Source organism: Caballeronia sp. ATUFL_F1_KS39 (assembly GCF_023630985.1).
In the GTDB taxonomy this organism is placed as follows: domain Bacteria; phylum Pseudomonadota; class Gammaproteobacteria; order Burkholderiales; family Burkholderiaceae; genus Caballeronia; species Caballeronia zhejiangensis.
The window spans coordinates 1-26,330 of the sequence record NZ_JALQDZ010000011.1 but is presented as its reverse complement, the minus strand read 5'-3'; the positions used below and the strand labels follow the sequence as shown (position 1 = coordinate 26,330).

Below are 26,330 nucleotides of genomic sequence, written 5' to 3'. Positions count from 1 at the left end.
CATGAGCACGAATCCGTCCCGGCCGGTGCGCCCGCAAGCGTCCTTTCAAGAGGACGCCTAGATCATGCAGCCTCTGCATCTGCTTCTCGTCGAAGACAACGCACTCGATGCGGAGCTGACGATCGCCCAACTCGAACGCGCGGACTATGCGGTCGAGGCGTCGATCGTGTACGACTCCGCGGCGTTCATCGCCGAGCTGGAGAAAAAGCGCTTCGACGTGATCCTCGCCGACTTCGTGATGCCGACCTTCTCAGGCATCGAGGCGCTCACCATCGCGAGCGAGCGTTCCCCGGACACGCCGTTCATCTTCGTGTCGGGCTTGCTCGGCGAAGAGCACGCCGTCGATATGCTCAAGCGCGGCGCAACCGATTACGTGCTGAAACAGCGCCTGCAGCGGCTGCCCGCCGTCGTGCGCCGCGCGATGCGCGAGAGCGCCGAGCGCGCGCAACGCATCGCCGTCGAGCGGGCGTTGCGCGAAACGGAGACGCATTTCCGCCTGCTCATCGATGCGCTGAAGGATTACGCGGTCATCACGCTCGATCCCGAAGGCCGCATCCGCACATGGAACGCGGCGTCGGAGCGCATTCTGGGCTTTCCCGCGCAGGACGTGCTCGGCCAGTCCGCGAACATCTTCTATGCGCAGGAAGATCGCGAGGGCGGCGTGTTCGACGCCGAGCTGGAAACCGCGCGGCGCGAAGGCAGCGCGAGCGACGACCGCTGGCTCTGGCGCAAGGATGGCCATTCGTTTTTCGCCTCGGGCGTGACGACGGCGATCCGCAGCGAGCACGACGAACTGATCGGCTTTTCGAAGATCGTGCGCGACGCGACCGACGCCCACATGGCCGCCGACGCGCTGCGGCTCGCAAAGGATCAGGCGGAATCGGCGAATCGCGCGAAGGACCATTTTCTGGCGGTGCTCTCGCATGAACTGCGCACGCCGCTCACGCCGATTCTCGCCGCCGTGCGCCTGCTTGAAATGAAGCACTCGCTGCCGCGCGAGGCGCATCCGACGCTCGATCTCATCCGCCGCAATGTCGAGCTGGAAGCGCGCCTCATCGACGATCTGCTCGATCTCACGAGCATCGCGCGCGGCAAGCTGTCGCTGAATTTCGCGAGCGTCGCGCTCGATACCTTGCTGACGAGCGCGCTCGACATGTCCGAAGCCGATCTGCGCGCGAAGAGCCTCACGCTCGAAACGCATTTCGACGCGGGCCGGTTCGTCGTGCTCGGCGACGCGGCGCGCCTTCAGCAGATCATCTGGAATCTGATGAAGAACGCGGTGAAGTTCACGCCGGCGGGCGGGCGCATCGACGTGCGGACCTGGAATCCGGATCCGTCGACGATCGCCGTTTCCGTGACGGACAGCGGCATCGGCATCAGCGCGGAGGCGTTGCCGCGCATTTTCTCGGCGTTCGAACAGGCCGACGATTCCATCACGCGCTCGTTCGGCGGCCTCGGGCTCGGTCTCGCGATCGCGAGCACGCTCGCGCAGAAGCACGGCGGCACGCTTTCGGCCTACAGCGAAGGCCGCGACGCGGGCGCGCGCTTCACGCTGACGCTGCCGCTCGCGAAACTGCAACCCGCGCGCGAGGACGAGCCGCTCATCGAAGCCGCGAGCCGGGAACAGGGACGCGCGCTCAAGGTGCTGCTCGTGGAGGACAACGAGCAGACGTCGTCGGCGATGGCCGAAGTGCTCGAAATGCTCGGCCACGAAGTGTCGGTTGCCGTAACGGTCGCTCAGGCGCTCGAACGCGCGAAGAGCGGGCCGTTCGATCTGCTCGTCAGCGATATCGGCCTGCCGGACGGCAGCGGACTCGATATCGCGCGCGCGTGGCAGAACCTGCAGCCCGACAAGCCGTCGGTGGCGATCACGGGCTACGGCATGGACGAGGACATCCGCCGTTGCCGCGAAGCCGGTTTTCGCGATCATCTGACCAAGCCGGTCAATTTCTCGCGGCTCGAAGCGCTGATTCAATCGCTCGCGGAACAGCATTCGAAATAAGCTATCGGCGCGCGCCGGTCGAAGAAATTTGACAGGCGTCTGCGGGCTTGTGTCGATTCGCGCGCGGCCCGTTCGTCGTAGGCTATGAGACCGCGCCAAACCCGGCGCGCTCACTCACTACACGGAGCCGACATGTCCCAATCCGCCGTCAAGCCGATTCCCGAAGGCATGCGTTCGCTGACCCCGCATCTCGTGTGCGCGGGCGCCGCAGAAGCGATCGAGTTCTACAAGCGCGCGTTCAACGCCATCGAGCTGGGCCGCATGCCCGGGCCCGACGGCAAGCTCATGCACGCGATGGTCAAAATCGGCGATTCCATGCTGATGCTCGTCGATGAGTTCCCGCAATTCGGCTCGGTCGGTCCGAAGGCGCTGAACGGATCGCCGGTCACGATTCACCTGTATGTCGAAGACGCCGACGCCACCGTGAAGCAGGCCGAAAGCGCCGGCGCGAAAGTCACGATGCCCGTCGCCGACATGTTCTGGGGCGACCGCTACGGGCGTCTCGAAGACCCGTTCGGTCATCAATGGTCGGTCGCGACGCATACGCGTGACATGACGCCGGAAGAAATGAAGCAGGCGATGGCGCAGCAGCCTTGCGGTCAATGAACGAAACCACGCACGCTAGTGAGAACGGAGCAACGCACATGCACAAGATTTCGCCCTGTCTGTGGTTCCAAGGCGGCAACGCCGAAGAGGCCGCGAACTTTTATGTCAGCACGTTCAGGAACGCGCGCATCAAGGACATCATGCGCAGCACCGAGTCGGGCCCGAAGCCGGTCGGCAGCGTCATCGCCGTGATGTTCGAGCTCGAAGGCGAGGACTTCCTCGCGCTGAACGGCAATCCGGAGTTCGCGTTCACGCCGGCCGTTTCCATGTTCATCAAGTGCGAGTCGCAGGAAGAAGTCGACCATTACTGGGACAAGCTGATGGACGGCGGCCGTTCGCTGGCCTGCGGCTGGCTCACGGACCGCTTCGGCGTGACGTGGCAAGTTGCGCCGACGCGTCTGCTCGGCATGTTGCAGGACCCGGACCCGGTGAAAGCCGACCGCACCATGAAAGCGATGCAAGGGATGATCAAGCTCGATCTCCCGGCGCTCGAGCGGGCGTACAACGGCGAGTGAGCTACGCGGCGCGTTTGCGGGCTTTTCGTTCGACGAGCTTCGACGCCATGAACCGATGGTCCCGCGAAAACAGCCGCCGATACGTCAGCACGACGGCCCCGACCACGCCGAGCCCCGAGCCCGCCGCAATCAGAAACATGATGACGATCTGATACCGCACCGCCTGCAATGGCGACTGCCCGGCGAGCACCTGGCCGGTCATCATGCCGGGAAGGCTGACGAGCCCGACCACCGCCATCTGATTCAACGTCGGAATCATGCCCGCGCGCACGGCCTGGCGCGCGGGTCTCTGCGCCGCTTCCCAGCGCGAGGCGCCGAGTGCGAGCGACATCTCGACCGCCGCGCGTCCCGAAGTCAGTTCTTCGGTCATGCGCTCGATGCCGAGCGACACGCCCGTCAGGCAATTGCCGAGGATCATCCCGAGGATCGGAATCGCGTATTGCGGCTCATACCACGGATGAATCCGGATCACGACGAACAGCCCGAACGCGCCGATCAGCCACGAACTGCCCCAAATCGACAGGATGCTGTCCGCGCGCTGTCCGCGATAAGTGCGCCGTCCGCGATCGGAGGCGGCGAATCCGGCGATGACCGTCATCAGCGCCATCAGCGGCAGCACGACATACCAGCGATTGAACGCGAACACCCAGCCGAGCACGTACCCGATCAGCAGCAATTGCACGACGGTGCGGATCGCGGCGACGAAGAGCTTGCGTTCGAGACCGAGGTCGAGCGCAACCGACAGCGCGCCATTGACGACGATCAGCGCCGCCGCCAGGCCGATATCGAAGAGACTGAGGTTCTGATAGCCGCTCATCGCTTGTCCTCGCCGAGTACGCCTGCGTTCATCGTCAGATGACGCGTGGCGACGCGCCGCGCCTGATCCGGATCGTGCGATACCCAGATGCACGCGCGCGCGTCATCGGCGTCGAACCACGCGGCCACGAGCGCTTCGATCGAGCGTGCCGACGCCGGATCGAGCGATGCGGTCGGTTCGTCGAGCAGCAGCACGTCGGGCGCGAGTTGCAGCACGCGCACGAGCGCGGCGATCTGCGCCTCGCCGCCGGACAGATCGCTTGCGAACTTGTCGAGGAAGTCCGCGCTGCGTCCGGCCGCCTGCGCGAGCCGCATCGCGATACCGCGATCGAAATGCGTGTCGCGATAAGCCTTCAGCGAAAACGGATAGCGCAGATTGTCTTCGACGGTGCCGTCGAGCATCGCGGGCCGTTGCGCGATATACGCGACGCGCCGCCTGTAAGCCGGAATCTGCGCACGCGCGATGCGCTCGCCGCGCCACGTAACGAAACCGGCATCGCACGCATCGAGCAGCGCGAGCGTGCGCAGAAACACGCTCTTGCCCGAGCCCGACGGTCCGGTGATCGCGGCGCGCTGGCTTTTGTCGAGTGCGAAATCCGTGGCATGCAGCAGCACCGCGCCGCGCGCGGCGTCCCGGCGCATCACGCCATGCGTGGCGACGAGTTCGGTCGATGTCGCGTCCTGCATCGTGGGTGTGTGTGTCGTTCTTTGGATGAGCATCTTACGGACATTCGGCATTCAGCGGACGCATAAGCCGCGGGCACACGATGTGCTGCCGCAATCATAATCAGCAAAAAAGGATGGAGCCGTCATGGCGCAGGCCCGAACGACCGGAAAAAAAATCGGAAGGATCGTCGCATGGATTTTTGCCGTTCTGGCGGTTCTGATCGCAATACTGGTGGTCATTTTTCTGACGTTCGACTGGAACCGGCTGCGGCCCTGGGTGGACGACAAGGTATCGGAAGCAATCGGCCGCCGCTTTGAAATCACCGGCGATCTGAAAGTCGGCTGGCAGCGTCCGCCAAACGAGACGGGCTGGAAACGCTGGGTGCCGTGGCCGCGCTTCTCCGCTGAAAAAATCACGATCGCGAATCCGGACTGGGCGCGTCAGCAGCACTTCGCCACGCTCGATGAAATCGACTTCCAGGTCGAAGTGCTGCCGCTGCTCGCGCACGACATCGTGATTCCGACGATCAATCTCGTGAATCCGTCGATCGATGTCGAGCGGCTCAAGGACAATCGCAATAACTGGACGTTCAAGTTCAAGCAATCGACCGAGCCGTCGACCTGGAATCTCAAGCTCGGCGATATTTCACTCGCGAAGGGCACCGTCGATATCCACGATGAAGTCACGAAGGCCGAGATGCAGGTCGTCATCGATACGCTCGGCCAGGCCGTGCCGATCGGCGAGGTGATGAAGCAGCAGGAAGCGGCGTCGGCGAAGTCGTCGGCGGAAATGGTCGGCAAGAGCGGCGCGGCGAAGCTCAACAAACAAGCGGATGCGGCCGCGGCCTCGGAAGCGTCGGCGGCGTCGGCTGCATCGGCGGCGGCTGCGGCGAACGCATCGGCGCCGAATCCGGCGAGCACGTCGGCCAATACCAGCATCACGACCAAGGAAGGCCCGAAACCGCCGATTCCGCCGTACGCATTCGGCTGGACCGTGAAGGGCACGTACAACAACGGCAAGGTTTCGGGCGAAGGCAAGCTCGGCGGCGTGCTCGCCGTGCAGGACGCGAAGCGCCCGTTCCCGGTTCAGGCCGACGTGCGCCTCGGCGACACGCATATCGCGTTCGTCGGCACCGTGACCGATCCGGCGCATCTGGCCGCGCTCGATCTGCGCCTGTGGGTTCAGGCGGTGAGCATGGCGCATCTGTATCCGTTCACGGGCGTGACCTTGCCCGAAACGCCGCCGTTCGCGACCGAAGGGCGTCTGACCGGCCAGTTCCGCGAGGACGGCAACGTGTTCCACTACGAGAACTTCACCGGGCGCGTCGGCGGCAGCGATATCAACGGTTCGCTCGTCTATGCGGGCAAGAAGCCGCGTCCGCTCCTGAAGGGCGAGCTCGTGTCGCATCTGCTGCAGTTCAAGGATCTCGCGCCGATCATCGGTGCCGATTCGAACGCGAGCAAGGCGAAGCGCGGCGAGACGGAGAAGCAGCCGTCGTCGAAGGCGCTGCCGACCGAAGAGTTCAAGACCGATCGCTGGAAGGCCATTGATGCCGACGTCAAGTTCACCGGCCAGCGCATCATCAAGGATCCTGATCTGCCGATCACCGATCTGTACACGCACGTCATCATGAACGACGGCGTGCTGTCGTTCGAGCCGCTCAAGTTCGGCGTGGCGGGCGGCTCGCTCGCATCGAACATTCATCTCGACGGCAGCGCCGCGCCGCTCAAGGGCCGCGTGTCCGCGCAGGCGCGGCATCTGAAGCTCAAGCAGCTGTTCCCGACCGTGAAGACGATGCAATCCGCGCTCGGCGAGGTCAACGGCGACGCCGCGCTTTCCGCGACCGGCAATTCACCCGCAGCGCTCGCGGCGACATCGAACGGCGAGGTGAAGGCGCTCATCACGGAAGGCACCGTGAGCCGTCTGTATATGGAAGCGGCGGGGCTGAACGTGGCGAACGTGGTCTACGAGAAGCTCTTCGGCAAGCGCGACGTGAACATCAACTGCGCGGCGGCGGATTTCGTCGTGACCGACGGCGTGCTCGATTCGCGCGTGTTCGCGCTCGATACCGACGATGCCGTCATCAATGTCGACGGCACGATCAATCTGAAGACCGAGGACATGGATCTCGGCATCCATCCGCACACGAAGGGCCTGCGCATTTTCTCCCTGCGCTCGCCGCTGTACGTGAAGGGCACGTTCAAGGATCCGCACGTCGGCGTGAGTCCGGTGCTCGCGCTGCGCGGCGCGGCCGCCGTGGGTCTCGGTCTCATCAATCCGTTCGCGGCGCTGATTCCGCTCATCGCGCCGAGCAACAACAAGCCGCTGCCTTGCCAGCAGATGCTCGCCGATATCGGCAAAGCGCCGACCGCGCCGCCCGCAGGGCAGAAGCAGAAGGCGAAGGCGGCGCCGGCGTACATGTCGTCGGATGCGGCGGCGACCGGCGTGGCCAAGTCCAAGGATAAGGACGCGAAGAAGCCGGCGGCGCCGGCGCCCGCCAGCGCCGCGCAGTATCGCGGCAGCTAAGTCGCCGCCGCGCGCTCAGAACGCGTAGCGCACGCCCGCGAAGATGCTGCGGCCTTCGCCCGGATAGAAGATCGCGGTCGACGACGCGGTGCGCGCATCCGCGATCGTGCTGATGTCGCTCACGTAGCGCTTGTTGGTCAGATTGCGCGCGTCGAGAAACACCGAGAGGCCGTTGCGAAAATCCATCCCCGCCTGCACGCCGATGAGCGTATAGCCCGGCACGCGCAACGTGTTGGCGTCGTCGGCCCACGCGCCCGCCGGCACCCAGTCGACGGATGCGGAAATGTGAAAGCCGTTCGGCCGCGCATAGCCGAGCACGGCGCGCAACACGTTCACCGGCACGCCCGCGATGCGGTTGTTGCCGTACTGCGGATCGTCCTTGAAGCGGAAATCGCTCAGGTTCCACAAGCCCGACAGCGTGATCCTGTCGCCCGCGCCCGCGTGCGTGACGTCGCGCCACACATCGACCGATACGCCGGCTTCGATGCCCTGCAGCACCGTCTTGTTCGCATTGAACGTCGATGCCGGTATGTCGGGATTCGTCGTGTACTGAAGCAACTGGTCGCGCACGAGCGAGCGATACGCGGTGACGTCCCAGCTCACGCGATCGCGCGTGCCGCGCGTGCCGAGCTCGAGCGTCCACGCATGCTGCGACGTGAGCGGCGTGAATTGCGTCGTGCTCGAAAAGGTCTGCGTGAGATCGCCGAAATCCGGCACGTCCTGGCTGCGCGTAATGTCCACATACGCCTGGATGTCGCGATTCGGCTGCCACATCAACCCGAGCTTCGGATTCACGCCGCTGAATGTCTCGCTAGCCGACTTGTAGTTCGGATCGGCCGCGAGCCCGCCGTGATCGACATACTTGCGCACGTCGCGCAACGCCTTGAAGCCGGCCATCAGCGCGACGGTCGGCAGGAAGAACAGACGGTCTTCGACGTACGCCTCGTAGTTGTAGGCGCTTTGCGTCGAATCGAGCGTTTGCGCGCCTTCGTTGCCCGACACGTTCACGTACTGCCGCGCCTGCGTGTTGCCGCCGAAGAAACGCGCGCCCGCGATGACATCGTTGCGCATCCCGCTCACGTTGAACGTCGCGGTATAGCGCGGCGCGATGCCGTAGGTCCAGCCGTCCTGATCGATGACCTGGAAGATCGGGTGATACAGACTCTTGTGGATTGCCCATGTGACGATATCGAGCTGCCCGACATCGAGCTTGACGGTCGTCTTGTTGGCGATGCGCTCGGTGCGCGTATCGCGCGCCTGATCGCCCGCCAGCGCGCTCGCGGATGCCTTCGTCGGATTGTCGAGCGCGTCGGAAAGCGAGAGCGTGCCGGGAAGCTGCTGATCGACGACATACGCGCCGAGATAGAAGCGCGTCTCCACATCCGGCGAGAAGCGATAGCCGATATTCGCGTTGAACTGCTCGTACTGGCCGCGCTCGTGATCGCGATAACCGTCCGCATGATTCACCGAGAACGTGCCGATGAAATCCAGCGGACCCATCACGCGCGAAAACTGCGCGCTGCCCCGGATCGTGCCGAAGCTGCCGCCTTCGAGCCGCACGATGTTCGGCGCATCGGCGGTGTAGGCGGAAGGCGTGACGAAATCGATCGCGCCGCCCATCATCGACGAGCCGTACGCGAGGCCGTTGCCGCCCTTGTAGACATCGACGGATTGCAGCGCGAGCGGGTCGATCTGATAGTAGTCGCCGCTGCCATCGGCGAGATTGGTCGGGATGCCGTCCTGCAGTATCTCCAGCCCGCGCGTGTGATAGCCGCGCGCGAGGCCCGAGCCGCGAATCGAGAGGCGCAACTCCTGGCCGTAGCGGTTCTGCACGAACACGCCGGGCACGTTCTTGAGGACGTCGCGCAACGTGAAGGCGTAGGTGTTCTGGTAATCGGCGCTATCGACGAAGCCGACCGAGCCGACCGTCGCGTCGAGCGTGCGCTTCTGATCGGCGACGTTTTGCGATGTCAGCGAATGTTGCGCCTGTCCTTGAACGATGACGGCGGGAAGCGTCGCGGGTTCGGCCTGCGCGAATGCGCGGGTCGCGGCGAGCGCGGTGAGCCCCGTCATGAGGGCGCGTTGTCGGGCGAGTCGCTTCATGGCAGCGTCCTCGCTTCTGCGTGTGCGGACGGCACGACGCCGCCCCTTGCTGAAAGTGAGCATGGTTCTTCTTCGAATTCGTGATGAATGAGCGCGGCGCGATGGACGCGCGGCGCCGTTCGATGCCGCGAAAGGCAATCGATCCGTTAGGACGAATCAGACGAGAACCGGAGGGGCGCGAGGCTGCGCAGTGGTGAAAGGAGGCGGGGGACGCTCGATGCGAATCCGCGCGGCCGCGACGCTGCGGCGTGCAGGAACGTCGAGCGCTGCGGGGGCGCGTGCAGCAGAGATGGCGGGCGCGTGCGCGAAGAAGTGACAGTAGCCGCAAGCCTGGTCGTCGAGATGCGCGAGCGTGTCTGTCGAATGCGTCGAATGATGACCGCCCCAACGCTCGACTGTCGACGCATGCGCCGAACAGAGCTCGGCGGTGAGTTCGTCGGCATGCGCGCTGGCGGCGATCAGTTGCGAGACCATCGGCGCGAACGTGATCAGCAGCATTGCGAGCAATGCCAGCAGTGAACCCGTTCGTTGATGGAAGCGACTGCGCATGAGGACGAAGATTTGCAAATCCCGAGTGGCGGGATTATGCCACCCGCTTACTTTGTATTACAAAGCAAAGCGGACATAAATTTCGCCATCAGCGCGCGGACATGTTGTCCCCATCAATTGGGGAGCACCCTGTTGAAAACGCGCCTAAAAGTCTGCTAAATGACTGATGCCGAAGGAAAAGTCATGCGCGCTTCAGGTTGCATCAATGCGTATCGGGCTTTGTATAACTTATCCCCAGCGCACGGGGAAAGGGCTGTGGAAAACCGCTTGGCGACTCATCTAGTTTCTTGATTTCGCGCTGAAATCCCCGCGCGACGCGCATCGCGCCACTTTTTCGCTCGCGCGCGCGACATCGATGCGATGCCCGACTTATCCACAATTTCTGTGGACAGTAGTGTTGAAAAGCCTCGCGTAGACGCGTTAAGTCTTTGATGAATAAAGATTTGTACGACCTGATCGAAGACGGGCGAGCGCGTGCATCGCGATCGTGCCGCGCGCCAGGTTCAGATCGAAATGCCGGGACCGCCGTTGCTGCCCAGCAGTTGTTCGACCGAATTCGCGTCCGTGTAGTCCTGCTCGGGCAGGCCGTCGAACACGGTGATGACGTCGTTGGATACGCCCGCCTCGCGCGCGGCATCGACGATCGCGTCCTTGTTGGCGGGGTACTTCACGAGACGTAATACCTGGGCGATCTCGTTGTCGATCGGCTCGTCGTTCAAGGCGTGTTTTGCGTGCGTGTCGGTCATTCCGAGGTCCGGTGTCGAGTCAGTGAATGAGGAGGCGCGTCAGGTCTGGACCTGAATCGTCTGGCTCGCCATGCCGTGACTCGGCGTGCGCGATTTCGGCAGCGGCACATGACGCCAGCGCGCGTGATCGAGATCCTGCGCCGCGACTTCGGGCGCGGGCGGCGATACGGGCGCGGCGTTCACGCGCAGCGCGGCGCGCGTCGCGGCAATGGCGGCGGTGGATTCGTCGGTCGAACTCGTGTGCAGCGGCGCGGCATAGCACGAGACGGAAACCAGAGCCATCGACAACAACGTTGAGGTCTTCATCGGGCAACCCCTCCTCACGTAGGCAGCAGAAAAGACCAAGCAAAGCCTATGCCGATGGATATTTCCGCCACCCGCCGTGCGCTCGGACCATGACAGCGCCGCGCACACGGGCGCGACGAGTGGGCGTCGCGCAGACATACTTCGAGTGAATTGTGAAGTCGATCCGACCCGCGCGAAACGCGCGCACGCGAAGCGTGACGCGCCGCGAAATTGCACGGCTGCGCAGTTTCAGCGCGACGTCGGGTTCAGACGGAAGTATGCGTCCAGAAGTGAGGTTTTGTACACGACGCCGAGCAGCAACGGCTGCGTCTTTTTTTCGATGACCGGCAGGCGTTCGCCCTGGAACGCGAGGAAGTGCTGCAGTGCTTCGCCGAGCGACATGTCGGGCGTGAGCACGTCGAATTCCGGCTGAAGATAATCCGCGGCGGTTTTGGATGCGCAGGTCTTGTCGTCGAGCAGATCCGACGTGATGTTCTTCAGCGCCACCACGCCCTGAAAGCGCCCGGCGTCATCGACGACGTACAGATACTTCACCGGATATTCGAGGAACACGCGCGTCATGTCCTTGATGTTCGCGGACAGCGGCACGACGGTATCGGCGGGCTTGACGAGCTCGCGCATCTGCGTCGCGGCGAGACGCAGGCGCTCTTTCTCTTCACGCGTGCGCCGCAGCGTGACTTCGTACATCGACGTCTGCTCGGACGTGCGCGCGATGAAGTACGCGATCACGCACGAAACCATTAGCGGCAGCATGACCTGATACGACAGCGTCATCTCGAAGATCATCAGGATGGCCATGAGCGGCGCGTGCGTGGCCGCGGCGAGAAACGCGCCCATGCCGACCATCGCGTAGGCGAAGGGCGCGGACGTGGAGTCCGGCCAGATTGAATGCACGCCGATGCCGTAAAGACAGCCGAGCACCGCGCCGACGAAGAGCGTCGGCGTGAAGATGCCGCCGACCGCGCCCGAACCGGCGGTGGCCGCCGTCGCGATGATCTTGAAGACGAGCACGGTGAGCAGCGCGGTCCAGGTCCACGGTTCGTGCAGCAGCGAGTTCACGACTTCGTAACCGTTGCCCCAGACTTCGGGCCACCAGATCGATATCACGCCGACGATCAGCCCGCCCAGCGCGAGGCGCACGGGCAAGGGCAGGGGCAAGGTCGAGAAGCGTTTTTTCGATTCGGCGAGCAGCCGCAGGAAGTGCGGCGCGAGCGTGCCGCAGAGCAGTCCGAGCACGACGAAGAGCAGCACTTCGATGCCGGTGACGGTCGGGAACACCGGCATCTCGTACGGCGGCCTGTAGCCGGCGAACTCGCGCATCGTGATGTTGGCGACGACCGACGAGACGACGATCGGGCCGAAGCTTTCCATCGCCATCGAGCCGAGCACGAGTTCGGTGACGAAGAACGCGCCGGCGATAGGCGCGTTGTACGCCGACGTGATTCCGGCCGCCGCGCCGCACGCGACGAGCAGACGCAGGCGCGGCGGATCGAAGTGCACCCAGCGCCCGATCAGCGACGACACGAGGGCGGCGAGTTGCACCATCGACCCTTCGCGACCGATCGAGCCGCCGCTCGAAATCGTGATGAGCGACGACAAACTGCGCCATACGCTTTGCCAGACGGGCACGACGCCATCGCCGATGGTGACGGCTTCCATGTAGTCCGTGCTCGCATTCTTGCTCGCGCGCTTGCGGGCGATCAGCAGGCAGACGCCCGCGATGAGACCCCCCACGGCGGGCAACAGCACGCGCACGGGCCAGGGCAGGCTTTGCGCGAGCGCGACGAGACCTTCCGAATGATTGCCGAGGAGCCGCTGAAGGATCTCAATGCCTTCGCGAAAGACGGAGGTGGCGAAAGCACCGGCCACGCCGACGACCACCGCCCAGACGAGCATCGTATGCGAGTCCGACAGACGGAAAAGCCGTTGGGCCCGTGTACGGAGCTTGAGCAGAAAGGAGAGCACTTTTGCGAAATCGTGGAATGCTTAGAAGCAAATGGAATAAGGGACTCGCAAGGATAGCATTGCAGGGCGGCGCTGCGGACGTCGAAACGCGTTCGTCAGAGTCGAAAAAAAGCCCGGCACACGCCTGGCCGGGCTTCGTCGGAGCAATCGCGCGTCACCACTTCGGCGCGAACGGCGGATTCGCATTGCGCTTGCCTTCGTCGAGCGCATCGATTTTCGCGATGTCGTTGGCGTCGAGCTTCAGTTTCTGCGCGTCCCAGTTGGCTTTCTGATGCTCCGGATTCGTCGATGCCGACAGCACCACGATATCGCGCGAAAGCAGCCATGCGAACGTCACCTGCGCGGGCGTGGCGCCATGCTTCCCGGCGATCGCCTTGAGCGTCGCGTCCGTATGCGCGCGCCCTTCGCCGAGCGGCATGTACGCGGTCACTTTCACGCCGAGCTTTTGCGTCGCATCGACGAGCGCGCGGTTCGCGAGAAACGGGCTCACTTCAATCTGGTTCGTGACGATCGCGTCGCCGCCCGGCGCCTTCAGCGCTTCTTCGAGCAACGGCGCGGTGAAATTCGACACGCCGTAATGGCGAATCAGCCCGAGCTTCTGCGCTTCCTGCATCGCCGCGAGCGTTTCGGCGATCGGCACCGCGCCGTCGGGCGACGGCCAGTGCACGAGCGCGAGATCGATCGTGCCGATGTCGAGCTTCGCGTGACTGTCCGTGAGGCTCGCGACGAGCGCGTCGTGCGAGAGCCGTTCCCACCAGACTTTCGTCGTTACCCAGATATCGTCGCGCGCCACGCCCGATTCGCGCACGCCCTGACCGACGGCCGCTTCGTTGTTGTAGTACTGCGCGGTGTCGATATGGCGATAACCGAGCTGCAATGCGCTCTTCACCGCGTTCGTGGTCTTCGCGGCATCGACGCGAAACGTGCCGAGACCGAATGAAGGAATCGTTTCTACCATGCTGGCTCCTGGTGAGTGTCGAGGTTTCAAGCGTCCTGATCGAGTTCGGGATAGTGCCTGAAAATGCCCGATTCGTTGAACGGGATGCGCCGTTCCGAATCGACGTAAGCCGCGATGTTCGGCCGTTGCAGCACCGCATCATGAATCGCGGCCACGCGCGGATACTGCGCGCCGAACTCCTTCATCGCGCGCGGAAAGGCGTAATGCAGGCCATCGACGATCTGGAAGATGGACAGATCCACGTAAGTCGCCGTATCGCCGATCATCTGCGTATCGCCGTGCGGGTTCTGCGCAAGCACGCGCTCGAAGTACTTCATGAACTTCGGCACGCGCTTGTCCAGAAAATTCTGCGTGCGGATTTTCGCCGCGTCCTTTTGATCTTCGTAATAGAGATCGGTCGCGAGCGGATGATGCGTGTCGTGCACTTCGGCGACGAAATCCGCGATCGTCAGTTGCAGGCCGTGCGCGACGTAGCGCAGGCCCTCGTCCTTCGGCGCGAGGTTCAGCTTCGGCCCGAGATAAAGAAGAATGTTCGCGACGTGGGGGACGATCAGCTCGCCGTCCCTGAGAAACGGCGGCGCAAACGGAATATGCGGCTCAGTCTTGCTGTTCAGGACTTTCATCATCGCGTCCATGCCGTAGCCGCTGTTCTTCGATTCGCGCGCGACGTCGATATATTCGGCGCCCGCATCTTCGAGCGCGAGCCGGACGAATTCGCCTCGGCCCTGCAATCCGTCCCAATAGTAGAGTTCGTAAGCCATGAGAAAGGGCTCCTCGTCGGGGCATGCCGCATCGGCGGCGAAGCGTGAGTGTGCGCGTTTTTGACGTTCGGCGGAAAACGCGCGAACGAAGAGGCGGACGAGCAACACGCGTTCCCGTCGCGCGGCGATGCCATGACTCGTCGCGAATCGTGCAAAATCGATGTTTTGCGTTTTCGAGTAGCGGAGAAGAGATGAACAAGCAAGGCTTCACCACAGGCATCGTTCACGGCGACAGAAACGCGGGCGGCGAGCACGGCGGCGTGCGCCAGCCGATCCACACATCGGTTCAGTACGGATTCGAGCGCGTGGAAGATCTGATCGGCGTCTTCCAGGGCACGAAGAAAGGCGGTTTCAACTACGCGCGTCAGGGCACGCCGACCACCGCCGCGCTCGAACGCAAGATCACGAGCCTCGAAGACGGCATCGGCTCGATCTGCTTCGGCACCGGCATGGCGGGAATCACCGCCATTTTCCTGACCTTGCTGCGCGCGGGCGATCATCTCGTATCGAGCCGCTACGTCTTCGGCAACACCAACAGCCTGTTCGGCACGCTGCGCACGCTCGGCATCGAAGTGACGATGGTCGATGCAACTTCCGCCGAGAACGTCGCGAACGCGATCAAGCCGAATACGCGCATGGTGTTCGTCGAGACCATCGCTAACCCCGGCACGCAGATTCCCGATCTCGAAGGCATCGGCGCGTTGTGCCGCGAGCGCGGCCTCGCGTATGTCGTCGACAACACGATCACGTCGCCGGCGCTGTTCCGGCCCAAGGCGGTCGGCGCGAGCCTCGTCGTCAATTCGCTGACGAAGACCATCGCGGGTCATGGCGCGGCGCTCGGCGGTGCGGTGACGGACACGGGTCTCTTCGACTGGAGCGCCTATCCGAACATCGCCGATGATTACCGCAAATCGCCATCCAAAGAACAGGGCTTGCTGCAAGTCCGCAAGAAAGGGCTGCGCGACATGGGCGCGTCGCTGTCGTCTGAGCAGGCGCATTCCATCGCGATGGGCGCGGAAACGCTCGCCCTGCGCGTCGCGAAGTGCAGCGAGAACGCGCTCGCGCTCGCCCAGTATCTGGAGAAGCACGAGGCCATCGGGCGCGTGTTTTATCCGGGATTGCAGAGTCATCCGCAATACGAGATCGCTCAGGCGCTGTTCAAGGGTGCGTCGTGGCTGCTGTCGTTCGAGTTGCGCCGCGCAGACCGCATGATCGATGTCGTCAACGCGCTGCAGTTGCCGGTCAAGGCGACGGGCCTCGGCGACACGCGCACGCTCATCATTCCCGTTGCGCCGACGATCTTCTTCGAAGCCGGCCCCGAAGTGCGCAAGTCGATGGGCATTTCCGACGGCATGCTGCGGCTTTCGGCGGGCATCGAAGATATCGACGATCTGATCGCCGATTTCGAGCAAGCGCTCAAGCTCGCGGCATGACCTTGGTGCGCGCCTCGCGCACTACGAGGCGCGCGCGTAGTAAATGTTCTGCGGATGGCGCGCTTCGGCGAAGAAGAACCATCGCTCGGCGACGAGCCCGAGATACTGCGTGACGCACGCGAGGCAGAAGAGCGCGACCGATTGCGCACCGATCCCGAGCAGCATCAGCACGAAGGGGACGGCGAACGCGCCGACGAGAAACGTCCACTTGATGCGCGCGATCGCTTGCGCCGAGCGTCCGTGAAAGAACTCGCGCAGATTGAACGCGCCCGCCGTGAAGCCCCGCGACTTCTGCACGACGTTCGGCCCCTTGATGCCGGTCGCGCTCTGCACGGTCGATTTCGGCCGCAGCTTCGCATTGCGCTTGAGCGCGGCGACGCGCGTCGCGCAGCCCGCGAGCGTCAACGTGCACGCACAAGCGGCGAGACCCGCCGCCAGTGACGGCGCGAGCCACGCGGCGCACGCGGTCGCCAGCGTGAATCCCGATGCGCAGCCGAGCAGCACGAAGTTGACCATCGTGAGCGGCGTCGCCCATTCCTGCAGGAAGCGCAGGCATGCGTAGATCATCGCGGTGCAGACGAAAAGCGCCGCCGACGCGATCACGCCGATCACGCCGACGGCAAGCGACCACGGCGCGCCGAGCCAGTGCGCGAAGCCGTACAACGCGGCGCATCCGAGGAACGCGGGCAGGCACAGGCATTCGCGCGACAGCCACGACGTACGCCACATCGCGATGGCGCGCCATGCCCGCTCGGGATGCCCGAGATGGAAAAACGATGCGACGAGGCCCAGCCCGCCGAGCACGACCGACAACGCCGCGCCGAGGATGAAGAACAGTTGCGAAGGCGCGTCGATCAGACCGAGCTTCGCGCACGCTTCGACACCGACGAGCGCAATCAGCAAGCCTTGCGCGGCGCCGCTCAATGTCGTGAGAAACACGACGGAAAACGCGGGTTTCATGTTCGAGCTCCGATGAAAGTCAGACGCGCACGGCCATCGACGCGAGATTGAGTTCGCCGTGCGCTCCGGGTGCGTCCGGCGCTTCGGCGTCTTGAGACTGACAGCCGCACGAGCCGCCGCCGCTGCTGCACGCATTCACGGGACGACGCGGCAAATAATGATTCGCGGGCTTCGTGTCCCATTCGGGCATCAACTGATAGCCGCCGCGCTCCTCGATCGCCTTCGACACGACCGACTCGGGATCGTGGATATCGCCGAAGAGCCGCGCCGACGTCGGACACGCGAGCACGCACGCCGGCTTGCGATCGCGTTCGGGCAGCGCCTCGTTGTAGATGCGATCGGCGCACAGCGTGCACTTCGTCATCTCCTTGCGCGCTTCGTCGAGCTCGCGCGCGCCGTACGGACACGCCCACGCGCAGTACTTGCAGCCGATGCACTTGTCGAAGTCCACGAGCACGAGTCCGTCTTCCTTGCGCTTGTAGCTCGCGCCGGTCGGACAGACGGGCACGCACGGCGGATCCTCGCAGTGCAGGCACGACTTCGGAAAGTGGATCGTATCGGCGAGCGGAAATTCGCCGGCTTCATACGTCTGCACGCGGTTGAAGAAGGTGCCGGACGGATCGGCGTCGTACGGGCGCTGATCCGCGAGACTGCCAGCTTCGCCGGACGTGTTCCATTCCTTGCAGCTCGTCACGCAGGCGTGGCAGCCGACGCAGACGTTCAGATCGATCACCAGGGCCATTTGAGTCATGCCGGTCTCCTTCAGTTTTTTACGTCGCGCTTGATGGCGTTGCGCAAGCGCGCCGCGAACTCGCCGCGTCCGGCGAAGTACGTCTGCACGACGCGTTGAACCGATCCCGTCATGCCGGGCGATGGACGCATCGGCGCGAATTGCGGCAGCGTGTGATCGGCATCGCTTTCGGCGGGATAGACGCGCACGCGCACGTCGTACCACGCGGCTTGTCCGGTGATCGGATCGGAGTTCGAAAAGCGCAGGCCTTCGCGCGCGGACGCAGGAAGCTCATCCGTGATGAGGTGATTGAGCAAAAAGCCCCGCTGCGATTCGTTCGCGTCGGGACCGAGGCTCCACGCGCCCGATGCCTTGCCGATCGCGTTCCACGTCCACACCGTTCCGGGCTCGACGGCTTCGCTATAGCGCGCCATGCAGCGCACCTTGCCCCATTGCGATTCGACGTAAATCCAGCCGCCGTCCTCGATGCCGTTCGCCTTCGCCATGCGCGGATTCATGTACAACAGGTTCTCGCCGTGAATCTGCCGCAGCCACGCGTTCTGCGAGTCCCACGAGTGATACATCGCCATCGGGCGCTGCGTGACGGCCGCGAGCGGATACTGCGCGAGATCGGTCGTATCGAGTTCCAGCGGCGCGTACCAAAAGGGCAGCGGATCGAAATATTCCTCGATGCGTGCGCGCAAGTGTTCCGGCGGCTGCCGGCCTTTCGTGCGACCCTGCGCGGCGAGGCGGAACTTCTGCATCACGTCGGAATAGAGCTGGATCAGGATCGGCTCGTTGAACTTGCGAAAACCTTTATCGACGGCGAATTGCAGGTACGGCCCGTTCTGGCCGCGCATGTATTGCAGCTCTTGGGGCAGCGTGTAGTGGTAGACGCAATCGTGCTTTGCGTACTCTTCCCATTGATTCGGATTCGGCTCGCCGACGAGCGCGTCCTTGCCGTCCTTGCCGCGCCAGCCGATCAGAAAGCCCACGCCCGACCCCGGCGCCGTCTGATGATTGACGATGAAATCCGGATAGTCGCGATACTTGCGCGTGCCTTCGGGCGTCGTGAACGCGGGCAGCTTCAGGCGGCTGCCGAGCTCGACGAGCACTTCCTGGAACGGACGGCATTCGCCGGTGCGCGGCACGACCGGCACGCGCACGGAATCGACGGGACCGTCGAACTCGGAGATCGGGCGGTCCAGCATCGACATTGCGTCGTGTCGTTCGAGGTAGGTCGTGTCGGGCAGGATGAGATCGGCGAATGCGGTCATCTCCGACTGGAACGCATCGCACACGACGATGAACGGAATCTTGTATTCGCCGTTGACGTGCTTGTCGGCGAGCATGTTGCGCACTTCCATCGTGTTCATCGACGAGTTCCATGCCATGTTGGCCATGAAGATCATCAGCGTGTCGATGGGGTACGGATCGCCGCGCCATGCGTTCGTGATGACGCTGTGCATCACGCCGTGCACCGCGAGCGGATATTCCCACGAGAACGCCTTGTCGATGCGAACCGGCGTGCCGTCGTCGTGGATGAAGAGGTCCTCCGGCGCGGCGGGCCAGCCGAGCGGCCCGCTCGCGAGCGGCGTGTTCGGCTTCACCTGATCGGGGTGATTCGGCGGTTTCGCCGATGGCGGCACCGCGCGCGGAAACGGCGACTTGTGCCGGAAACCGCCCGGACGGTCGATCGTGCCGAGCAGCGACATCAGCACGGCGAGCGCGCGGATCGACTGGAAGCCGTTCGAGTGCGCGGCGAGACCGCGCATCGCGTGAAAGGCGATCGGGTTGCCCGTCACGGTGTCGTGCTTCCTGCCCCAACAATCGGTCCATTGAATCGGCAGCGTGATCTTGTGATCGCGGCTCGTCTGGATCATTTCGGCGGCGAGGCGTTCGATCGTCGCGGCGGGAATACCGGTGATCTCGGCGGCCCATTCCGGCGTGCACGTTGCGACCTGCTCGCGCAGCAACGCGAAGGAGGGCGCGACGCTCGTGCCGTCGTCGAGCGTGTAGCGGCCATCGAGCGCGGGCGCGGCATCGTCGGCGTGATGCGCGACCGCGCGATTCGTCTTCGTGTCCCACCAAAGATGATTCTGCGGAAAGAGCGGATTCGATTCGGCCGCGCTTTCGTCCTTCACGAAAAGGCCGAACGTGTCGCTCGCTTCGTTCATATCGAGCAGTTCGGCCGCGTTCGTATAGCGCGTGACGAATTCGTGATCGTAGGCGTCGGCGGCGATCAGTTCGTGGATCAGCGCCATGAAAAGCGCGCCGTCTGTGCCGGGGCGGATCGGCACCCATTCGTCGGCGATGGCCGCGTAGCCCGTGCGGACCGGATTGATCGCGATGAAGCGTCCGCCCGCGCGCTTGAATTTCGATATCGCGATCTTGAGCGGATTCGAGTGATGATCCTCCGCCGTGCCAATCATGAAGAAGAGCTTCGCGCGGTCGAGATCCGGGCCGCCGAATTCCCAGAACGAGCCGCCGATCGTATAGATCATGCCCGCGGCCATGTTCGCCGAGCAGAAGCCGCCGTGGGCCGCGTAGTTGGGCGTGCCGAAGTTCTTCGCGAAGAGGCCGGTCAGCGCCTGCATCTGGTCGCGTCCGGTGAAGAGCGCGAATTTTTTCGGATCGGTGGCGCGCAGGTGTGCGAGACGCTTTTCGAGCGTATCGAGCGCGAGCTCCCACGAGACCGGCTCGAACTGCGCTTCGCCGCGCAGTGCGCCGGGTTTTCGCATCAGCGGCTGCGTGAGGCGTGCGGGCGAATACTGCTTCATGATGCCCGACGCGCCTTTCGCGCAGATCACGCCTTGATTGAGCGGATGGTTCGGATTGCCGTCGATGTATCTGACTTCGCCGTCGCGCAGATGCACGCGGATGCCGCAACGGCACGCGCACATGTAGCACGTCGTGGTCTTGACATCGAGCTTCTCGTTCTGGGTACGAGCGCCGTGTTCCATGAGTGCTCCTTCTAAAGCGTTATCGCGCGACGGGGACGTTCGCGCGATTCGGTACTTCACTGCATCGGCGATCGATCAGCCGAAGAGGCGTTCGACGCCGAGCGTGATCGCGAGGCCGCCGCCGACCAGCCACGCATACAGGATCGCGCCGGTTGCAAGCGCACGCGGGCCGGCCTGACGGATCTGCGCGATGCGCGTCTCCATGCCGAGCGCGGTCATGGCCATCGTGAGCGCGAAGGTGTCGAGCGTGTTGATCGTGCTCGTGGCGGCATCGGGCAGAACGTGCAGCGAATTCACGACGACGAGCGCGAGAAAGCCGAGCGCGAACCAGGGCACCGCGATCTTGCCGTTGCCTTGCGCCGCGCCGTCCGCCGTGTTGCGCGAGCGGCTGATCCAGAAACCGATCACGAGCAGCACGGGCACGAGCAGCATCACGCGCGTCATCTTGACGATGGTCGCGATATGCGTCGCTTCCGGGCTGACGTTGCTCGCCGCACCGACGACCTGCGCCACTTCGTGAATCGTGCCGCCGAAAAAGAGGCCCGCGCCGAGCGTATCGAGATGCAGCCAGCCGGCGTTGAACGCGAGCGGGTAGAGGAACATCGAGAGCGTGCCGAACAGCACGACGCTGCCCACCGCCATCGCGCTCTTGTGCGGCTTCGATTGCAACGTCGATTCGAACGCGAGCACCGCGGCCGCGCCGCAAATCGCGCTGCCGGCTGCCGTGAGGAGTGCGGTATCGCGATCGAGCTTCATCAGCTTCATGCCGGCCCACGTACCGATGACGAGCGTGCTGACCACGACCAGCACCGACACCGTGAAACCCGACACGCCGACTTGCGCGATTTCCTGAAGGCTGATGCGCAGCCCGAAGAACGCGACCGCGATGCGCAGCAGCTTGCGCGCGGAGAAGTTGACGCCGGCCGCCCAGCTTTCCGGCATGCCGTGACGCAGCGCATTGCCGTAGATCGCGCCCGCGACGATGCCGACGATCAGCGGGCTGATGCCGAGCCCGGCGATAGCGGGCAGCGAAGCGAGGCGCGTGACGGCGGCGGCGAACAAGGCGACGAAGAGAATGCCGTTGAGTTGCCCGCGTCTGGATGATGCGGCCGGCGCGAGCGTTTGGGCGGACTGAACCGTGGACATGGATGAACCCGTTTGACGATGATGACTCGATGGGCTAATCCTATTCTCGATATATGAATATGAAAAATCGTGATTTAGAATGGGAAGTATCGGACCACCTTATATTTAAAACAGATGACCCCGGAACAGCTGATAACGTTCGCAACGGTCGCAGAGCACGGCAACATCAGCCGGGCGGCGGTGGCCTTGCATTTGTCGCAGCCCGCAGTGTCGGGGCAGTTGCGCCTGCTGCAGGAGGAATTCGGCGAGCCGCTTTATCAGCGTGATGGCCGCGGCGTGCGCCTGACCGCAGCCGGCGAGCAGTTGCTCGGCCATGCGGAACGCCTGCGCGAGACATTTCGCGCGGCGCACGCGCTGCGCGACGCATTGCGCGGGCTGGAGCGCGGCACGCTGCGCATCGGCGCGAGCACGACGCCAGCGAGTTATTTGCTGCCGTATCTGATCGCTGCGTTTCACAAGCGCTTTCCGGAAGTCGTCGTGACGACCATCGACGGCAATACCGCCGACATCGTCGCTGCGCTCGGCTCGCTCGATATTGCGCTGGTCGAAGGCGCGCCGGGACACGATCTGCCGCTCGGCACCACCGTCACACCGTGGCGCGAGGACGAAATCGTCGCGATCCTGCCGAATGGTCATCCGCTTGCCGACGGGCGCGATGCCGCCACGCTCGATCAGCTGAGCGAGCATCCGCTCGTGCTGCGCGAGCCCGGCTCGGGCGTGCGGCAGATCATCGAGCGCGCGTTCGCCGATTGCGATGCGCCCATGCGCGTCGCGCTGGAAATCGCGGGCGTCGAGGGCGTGAAGGAGGCGGTGCGCGCGGGCATGGGCATCGGCTTCGTATCGGCGATGTCGATCCGCCACGAGGACAGCGCGTTGCGTCGCGTGCGTATCGCGCCGCGACCGCTCACGCGGCGTTTTTCCATTTTGCTGCCGCACGCGGCAACGCCGTCACGCGTCGCGGCGCGTTTCCTGGAGTTGTGCGAGGAACCGGGTCTCATCGGCTAGGGAATTCCACTATGGCGCGTCGATGGCGGTCTGACGCACCATTCGTTCTCAACAGGGGCGCTGCGGCGTCCTTTTCGAAAATCGTTTATGGAACCGGTTCCACCGAGGAATTTCGAGGCCAAAACCCATAGTGAGAAGCGAGTGAATCAAAAATCCCGCATCGATGAAAACCGCGCAGAAGTCGTGATCGTAGCGAGCGCGTTCGGCGCCGATGCGATCCGTCGCGATGGCCACGCCGCGTGGGCGGCGGTCGCGGCGCGCGCGGGTGCGGATGGTTTCGAAGTGCGTCGCGAGTTGTTCGCCGATGACGCCAATTCGCAGCCCGATGCACTCGCGCAGCTCGGCGCACGGATTCGCGCGCACGGATTGTGGGCCGTCCATTCGACGCCCGCGACGCTGTTCCGCGACGACGGCGCGCTCGATCTCGATTCGCTGCGGCTCGCCATCGACGAGGCAGCGGCGATGGACGCGCGCATCGTCAAGCTGCAACTGGGCGGCGCGGAGCGTGGTGTCGCGACCGATCCGGCCACGCTCGATCGCCTGATGTCGGCGATCGCCGCGTCGAAAGCGCGCGTCGTCGTCGAAAACGGACAGCTGAAGGCAGGCGGCACGATCGGCGCGTTCGATGCGCTCTTCGCCGCGCTGCCCGCGCGAAGCGGCCTCGCGATGACTTTCGACACCGGAAACTGGCACTGGGCGGAGCAGGATCCGCTCGACGCGGCGCAGCGCCTCGCGCCGCACGTCGCGTATGTGCACTGCAAGGCGGTGATGGCCGAGGGCGCGCGCCGTTTTGCCGCCGCGCCCGCGAACGGCGACGCGCGTTTCGCGACGCTGCTCGCGCAGTTGCCGGGCGATGTGCCGCGCGGCATCGAATATCCGTTCATTCCGGGCGCGGACGGTTCGCTCGACGCCGACGCGGCGCGCCAGGTCGCACGAATCGCGGCATTTTGAATGCCACTTTGAATTACGCATTTTGCATTCAGCATTCATCTGCAAAGGAACCCGACATGCAAGCCAAGCCTGAAGTCCTCGACGTCGTCACTTACGGCGAAGCGATGACGATGTTCGTCGCCGCCGTTACCGGCGATCTCGCGAAGGCCGGTCAATTCACGAAGCGCGTCGCGGGCGCGGATCTGAACGTCGCGATCGGTTTGTCGCGCCTTGGTTTCAAGGTGGGCTGGATGAGCCGCGTCGGCAACGATTCGTTCGGGCGCTATGTGCTCGACGTACTCGCATCCGAAGGCATCGACGCGCGCCGTGTGACGATCGACGAGCGTTATCCGACGGGCTTTCAGCTCAAAGGCAAGTGCGACGACGGCAGCGATCCGGCCGTCGAGTATTTCCGCAAGGGTTCGGCCGCGAGCCATTTGTCGCTCGACGACTACGCCGCCGATTACGTGCTCGGCGCGCGTCATCTGCATCTGACGGGCGTGGCGCCCGCGATCTCGGCGACCTCGCGTGAGCTTGCGTTCCACATGGCCCGCGAAATGCGGGCAGCGGGCAAGACGATCTCGTTCGATCCGAATCTGCGTCCGACGCTGTGGCCGTCGCGCGAGGCGATGGCCGAATCGCTCAATGCGCTCGCCGCGCTCGCCGACTGGGTGCTGCCGGGGGTGTCCGAAGGATTGACGCTGACGGGCTATGCGAAGCCCGAGGACATCGCCGCGTTTTATCTCGATCGGGGAGCGAAGGGCGTCGTCGTGAAGCTGGGCGCGCACGGCGCGTATTTCCGCACGGCGGACGGCGAGCAGGGCATCGTGCCGGGCGTGCCGGTCGAGAAGGTCGTCGATACGGTCGGCGCGGGCGATGGCTTCGCGGTCGGCGTCGTGAGCGCGCTGCTCGAGGGACGCGATGTGCGTCACGCGATCGCGCGCGGCAATCGCATCGGCGCGCTGGCGATTCAGGTGATCGGCGACAGCGAAGGACTGCCGACGCGCGCCGCGCTCGATCTGCTCGAAGCACAGGATTCCAACGACAAGACGGCCAAAGCCGCGTTCGATCTGGCTTGAAAGCCACCAACCGAGACTCAACCGAATTGCGTTCGGAGACAACCATGCAAAGTTCTTCCAATCCCACGCTGGCCGTGCGCCGCTGGTGGGCGATCATGCCGATCGTCTTCATCACGTACAGCCTCGCGTATCTCGACCGCGCCAACTACGGTTTCGCGGCGGCGGCGGGCATCAATCAGGATTTGGGCATCAGCAAGGGACTGTCCTCGCTGATCGGCGCGCTGTTTTTTCTCGGCTATTTCTTCTTTCAGATTCCGGGCGCGATCTATGCCGAACGGCGCAGCGTGAAGAAGCTCGTGTTCTGGAGTCTCGTGCTGTGGGGCGGCTGCGCGACGCTCACGGGCATGGTGAGCAATATCCCTTCGTTGATGGCGATCCGCTTCGTGCTCGGCGTCGTCGAGGCTGCGGTGATGCCGGCGATGCTCGTCTTCATCGCGAACTGGTTCACGAAGTCGGAGCGCTCGCGTGCGAATACGTTTCTGATTCTCGGCAATCCGGTGACGGTGCTGTGGATGTCGGTCGTATCCGGTTATCTCGTGAACTCGTTCGGCTGGCGCCACATGTTCATCGCGGAAGGTTTGCCGGCGGTGGTGTGGGCGGTGATCTGGTGGTTCATCGTGAAGGACAAGCCCGCACAGGTGAGCTGGCTCACGGATCAGGAAAAGAACGATCTCGATGCGACCTTGCGCGCCGAGCAGGCCGCGATCAAGCCGGTGAAGAACTATCGCGAGGCGTTCAAGTCGCCGGCGGTGATCAAGCTGTGTGCGCAGTATTTCTGCTGGAGCATCGGCGTGTATGGGTTCGTGCTGTGGCTGCCTTCGATTCTCAAGAGCGGATCGACGCTCGGGATGGTCGAGACGGGCTGGCTGTCGGCGGTGCCGTATCTTGCGGCGACCATCGCGATGCTGCTGGCTTCGTGGGCCTCAGACAAGCTTCAGGCACGCAAGGCTTTTGTGTGGCCGTTTCTGCTGATCGGCGCGGTGGCGTTTGCCGGTTCCTACCTTCTCGGGTCGACGAACTTCTGGGCTTCTTATGCGTTGCTCGTGATCGCAGGGGCTGCGATGTATGCGCCCTATGGGCCGTTCTTTGCGATCGTGCCGGAGTTGCTGCCGAAGAATGTCGCCGGGGGGGCGATGGCGCTCATCAATAGCATGGGGGCGTTGGGGTCGTTCGTCGGGTCGTATTTTGTGGGGTATTTGAATGGGGCTACTGGATCGCCCTCTGCCTCTTACGTTTTCATGAGCGCCGCGTTGTTGATGGCTGTTTGGCTTACGCTGGCGGTTAAGCCGCAGGCGGCGGTTCGGGCTGGGGTTGTTGTGAGGCCTTGAGGTTTTTGCTTTCGCTTTTCGCTTTTGCTTTCGGTTTCGCCGGATCCCGTTGTCGTGTCGGTCTATTGGCACTGCCCCTGTGCGGGGCGGCAGTCACTTTCTTTGCCGTCGACCAGAGTTAGCGCTTTAGCGCTTACTCTGGTCCTGTGCAAAGAAAGCAACTGTATTGAGCGTCAAGGGTTGAGTTGGTAAGGATCATGGTTTTGGGGGATTCCAAGTTGTGCCGTCGCGCATCA

General features: G+C 63.9%; 22 protein-coding genes. 9 read left to right on the top strand and 13 right to left on the bottom strand.

Features of this window, described 5'->3' with window-relative positions:
* Positions 1-64 precede the first annotated feature (64 nt).
* The 3 genes from NCR93_RS07640 (at position 65) to NCR93_RS07630 (ending at position 3,123) form a co-directional block, all read left to right on the top strand.
* On the top strand, positions 65-2,002 hold the full coding sequence (locus NCR93_RS07640; RefSeq protein ID WP_008349438.1) for a hybrid sensor histidine kinase/response regulator: 1,938 nt from the start codon (positions 65-67) through the stop codon (positions 2,000-2,002).
* Between the two features lie 132 nt (positions 2,003-2,134).
* Positions 2,135-2,608 (top strand): VOC family protein, encoded by a 474-nt coding sequence (locus NCR93_RS07635; RefSeq protein WP_008349441.1) that lies wholly within the window; start codon positions 2,135-2,137, stop codon positions 2,606-2,608.
* A 38-nt stretch (positions 2,609-2,646) separates the two neighbouring features.
* Entirely contained in the window at positions 2,647-3,123 is a 477-nt protein-coding gene (locus tag NCR93_RS07630) for a VOC family protein (RefSeq protein ID WP_008349443.1), read from the top strand.
* Position 3,124: 1 nt separating this feature from the next.
* Here the strand turns inward: NCR93_RS07630 and NCR93_RS07625 are convergent, their stop codons facing one another.
* Both NCR93_RS07625 and NCR93_RS07620 read right to left on the bottom strand, forming a co-directional pair.
* Positions 3,125-3,940 (bottom strand): ABC transporter permease, encoded by an 816-nt coding sequence (locus NCR93_RS07625; protein ID WP_008349446.1) that lies wholly within the window; start codon positions 3,938-3,940, stop codon positions 3,125-3,127.
* Positions 3,937-4,626 carry an ABC transporter ATP-binding protein gene (locus NCR93_RS07620; protein ID WP_175982309.1) on the bottom strand — a complete coding sequence of 230 codons (690 nt, stop codon included), beginning with the start codon at positions 4,624-4,626 and terminating at the stop codon, positions 3,937-3,939. Before NCR93_RS07620 ends, NCR93_RS07625 begins: the two co-directional genes overlap by 4 nt.
* A gap of 124 nt (positions 4,627-4,750) precedes the next feature.
* Here NCR93_RS07620 and NCR93_RS07615 point away from each other — a divergent pair, with 124 nt between their 5' ends.
* Entirely contained in the window at positions 4,751-7,132 is a 2,382-nt protein-coding gene (locus tag NCR93_RS07615; RefSeq protein WP_034473425.1) for an AsmA family protein, read from the top strand.
* A gap of 15 nt (positions 7,133-7,147) precedes the next feature.
* On the opposite strand, the gene NCR93_RS07610 is transcribed toward NCR93_RS07615, so the two are convergent.
* From NCR93_RS07610 to NCR93_RS07580, 7 genes are all read right to left on the bottom strand, one after another.
* Complete coding sequence (locus NCR93_RS07610) at positions 7,148-9,235, bottom strand: TonB-dependent receptor family protein (RefSeq protein ID WP_250496840.1); 2,088 nt, start codon at positions 9,233-9,235, stop codon at positions 7,148-7,150.
* A 156-nt stretch (positions 9,236-9,391) separates the two neighbouring features.
* Positions 9,392-9,784, bottom strand: coding sequence for a DUF2946 domain-containing protein (locus NCR93_RS07605; RefSeq protein WP_175982241.1), 393 nt, complete (start codon positions 9,782-9,784; stop codon positions 9,392-9,394).
* A gap of 503 nt (positions 9,785-10,287) precedes the next feature.
* A complete protein-coding gene (locus NCR93_RS07600; protein WP_034473428.1) occupies positions 10,288-10,530 on the bottom strand; it encodes a DUF2795 domain-containing protein in 243 nt (80 codons plus the stop codon).
* A gap of 39 nt (positions 10,531-10,569) precedes the next feature.
* Complete coding sequence (locus tag NCR93_RS07595) at positions 10,570-10,836, bottom strand: hypothetical protein (RefSeq protein WP_008349457.1); 267 nt, start codon at positions 10,834-10,836, stop codon at positions 10,570-10,572.
* A gap of 228 nt (positions 10,837-11,064) precedes the next feature.
* Complete coding sequence (locus NCR93_RS07590; RefSeq protein ID WP_008349459.1) at positions 11,065-12,801, bottom strand: ClcB-like voltage-gated chloride channel protein; 1,737 nt, start codon at positions 12,799-12,801, stop codon at positions 11,065-11,067.
* 154 nt (positions 12,802-12,955) lie between these two features.
* Complete coding sequence (locus NCR93_RS07585; protein WP_175982240.1) at positions 12,956-13,759, bottom strand: aldo/keto reductase; 804 nt, start codon at positions 13,757-13,759, stop codon at positions 12,956-12,958.
* A 26-nt stretch (positions 13,760-13,785) separates the two neighbouring features.
* Entirely contained in the window at positions 13,786-14,520 is a 735-nt protein-coding gene (locus NCR93_RS07580) for a glutathione S-transferase (RefSeq protein ID WP_175982239.1), read from the bottom strand.
* Positions 14,521-14,711: 191 nt separating this feature from the next.
* Between NCR93_RS07580 and NCR93_RS07575 the strand changes: the two genes are divergently transcribed.
* A complete protein-coding gene (locus NCR93_RS07575) occupies positions 14,712-15,953 on the top strand; it encodes a cystathionine gamma-synthase family protein (protein WP_175982238.1) in 1,242 nt (413 codons plus the stop codon).
* A gap of 21 nt (positions 15,954-15,974) precedes the next feature.
* Here the strand turns inward: NCR93_RS07575 and NCR93_RS07570 are convergent, their stop codons facing one another.
* The 4 genes from NCR93_RS07570 to NCR93_RS07555 form a co-directional block, all read right to left on the bottom strand.
* Positions 15,975-16,913 (bottom strand): dimethyl sulfoxide reductase anchor subunit family protein, encoded by a 939-nt coding sequence (locus tag NCR93_RS07570; protein WP_175982237.1) that lies wholly within the window; start codon positions 16,911-16,913, stop codon positions 15,975-15,977.
* Positions 16,914-16,932: 19 nt separating this feature from the next.
* Positions 16,933-17,664 carry a 4Fe-4S dicluster domain-containing protein gene (locus NCR93_RS07565; RefSeq protein WP_175982236.1) on the bottom strand — a complete coding sequence of 244 codons (732 nt, stop codon included), beginning with the start codon at positions 17,662-17,664 and terminating at the stop codon, positions 16,933-16,935.
* Positions 17,665-17,675: 11 nt separating this feature from the next.
* The gene (locus NCR93_RS07560; protein ID WP_175982235.1) at positions 17,676-20,606 is read right to left on the bottom strand and encodes a molybdopterin oxidoreductase family protein; all 2,931 of its coding nucleotides are present in this window, start codon (positions 20,604-20,606) and stop codon (positions 17,676-17,678) included.
* A 75-nt stretch (positions 20,607-20,681) separates the two neighbouring features.
* Complete coding sequence (locus NCR93_RS07555) at positions 20,682-21,752, bottom strand: YeiH family protein (RefSeq protein WP_008349474.1); 1,071 nt, start codon at positions 21,750-21,752, stop codon at positions 20,682-20,684.
* Between the two features lie 114 nt (positions 21,753-21,866).
* Here NCR93_RS07555 and NCR93_RS07550 point away from each other — a divergent pair, with 114 nt between their 5' ends.
* From NCR93_RS07550 to NCR93_RS07535, 4 genes are all read left to right on the top strand, one after another.
* Entirely contained in the window at positions 21,867-22,757 is an 891-nt protein-coding gene (locus tag NCR93_RS07550) for a LysR family transcriptional regulator (protein WP_008349476.1), read from the top strand.
* 141 nt (positions 22,758-22,898) lie between these two features.
* Positions 22,899-23,708, top strand: a complete 810-nt coding sequence (locus tag NCR93_RS07545; protein WP_175982234.1) for a sugar phosphate isomerase/epimerase family protein — start codon at positions 22,899-22,901, stop codon at positions 23,706-23,708.
* 56 nt (positions 23,709-23,764) lie between these two features.
* Positions 23,765-24,766, top strand: a complete 1,002-nt coding sequence (locus NCR93_RS07540; RefSeq protein WP_008349480.1) for a sugar kinase — start codon at positions 23,765-23,767, stop codon at positions 24,764-24,766.
* 44 nt (positions 24,767-24,810) lie between these two features.
* On the top strand, positions 24,811-26,094 hold the full coding sequence (locus NCR93_RS07535; RefSeq protein WP_008349482.1) for an MFS transporter: 1,284 nt from the start codon (positions 24,811-24,813) through the stop codon (positions 26,092-26,094).
* Positions 26,095-26,330: the final 236 nt, after the last annotated feature.

Coding starts and splice junctions, on each gene's coding strand:
- NCR93_RS07640 (WP_008349438.1), top strand. CDS start 65: ATGCAGCCTCTGCATCTGCTTCTCGTCGAAGACAACGCACTCGATGCG.
- NCR93_RS07635 (WP_008349441.1), top strand. CDS start 2,135: ATGTCCCAATCCGCCGTCAAGCCGATTCCCGAAGGCATGCGTTCGCTG.
- NCR93_RS07630 (WP_008349443.1), top strand. CDS start 2,647: ATGCACAAGATTTCGCCCTGTCTGTGGTTCCAAGGCGGCAACGCCGAA.
- NCR93_RS07625 (WP_008349446.1), bottom strand. CDS start 3,940: ATGAGCGGCTATCAGAACCTCAGTCTCTTCGATATCGGCCTGGCGGCG.
- NCR93_RS07620 (WP_175982309.1), bottom strand. CDS start 4,626: ATGCAGGACGCGACATCGACCGAACTCGTCGCCACGCATGGCGTGATG.
- NCR93_RS07615 (WP_034473425.1), top strand. CDS start 4,751: ATGGCGCAGGCCCGAACGACCGGAAAAAAAATCGGAAGGATCGTCGCA.
- NCR93_RS07610 (WP_250496840.1), bottom strand. CDS start 9,235: ATGAAGCGACTCGCCCGACAACGCGCCCTCATGACGGGGCTCACCGCG.
- NCR93_RS07605 (WP_175982241.1), bottom strand. CDS start 9,784: ATGCGCAGTCGCTTCCATCAACGAACGGGTTCACTGCTGGCATTGCTC.
- NCR93_RS07600 (WP_034473428.1), bottom strand. CDS start 10,530: ATGACCGACACGCACGCAAAACACGCCTTGAACGACGAGCCGATCGAC.
- NCR93_RS07595 (WP_008349457.1), bottom strand. CDS start 10,836: ATGAAGACCTCAACGTTGTTGTCGATGGCTCTGGTTTCCGTCTCGTGC.
- NCR93_RS07585 (WP_175982240.1), bottom strand. CDS start 13,759: ATGGTAGAAACGATTCCTTCATTCGGTCTCGGCACGTTTCGCGTCGAT.
- NCR93_RS07580 (WP_175982239.1), bottom strand. CDS start 14,520: ATGGCTTACGAACTCTACTATTGGGACGGATTGCAGGGCCGAGGCGAA.
- NCR93_RS07575 (WP_175982238.1), top strand. CDS start 14,712: ATGAACAAGCAAGGCTTCACCACAGGCATCGTTCACGGCGACAGAAAC.
- NCR93_RS07570 (WP_175982237.1), bottom strand. CDS start 16,913: ATGAAACCCGCGTTTTCCGTCGTGTTTCTCACGACATTGAGCGGCGCC.
- NCR93_RS07565 (WP_175982236.1), bottom strand. CDS start 17,664: ATGACTCAAATGGCCCTGGTGATCGATCTGAACGTCTGCGTCGGCTGC.
- NCR93_RS07560 (WP_175982235.1), bottom strand. CDS start 20,606: ATGGAACACGGCGCTCGTACCCAGAACGAGAAGCTCGATGTCAAGACC.
- NCR93_RS07555 (WP_008349474.1), bottom strand. CDS start 21,752: ATGTCCACGGTTCAGTCCGCCCAAACGCTCGCGCCGGCCGCATCATCC.
- NCR93_RS07550 (WP_008349476.1), top strand. CDS start 21,867: ATGACCCCGGAACAGCTGATAACGTTCGCAACGGTCGCAGAGCACGGC.
- NCR93_RS07540 (WP_008349480.1), top strand. CDS start 23,765: ATGCAAGCCAAGCCTGAAGTCCTCGACGTCGTCACTTACGGCGAAGCG.
- NCR93_RS07535 (WP_008349482.1), top strand. CDS start 24,811: ATGCAAAGTTCTTCCAATCCCACGCTGGCCGTGCGCCGCTGGTGGGCG.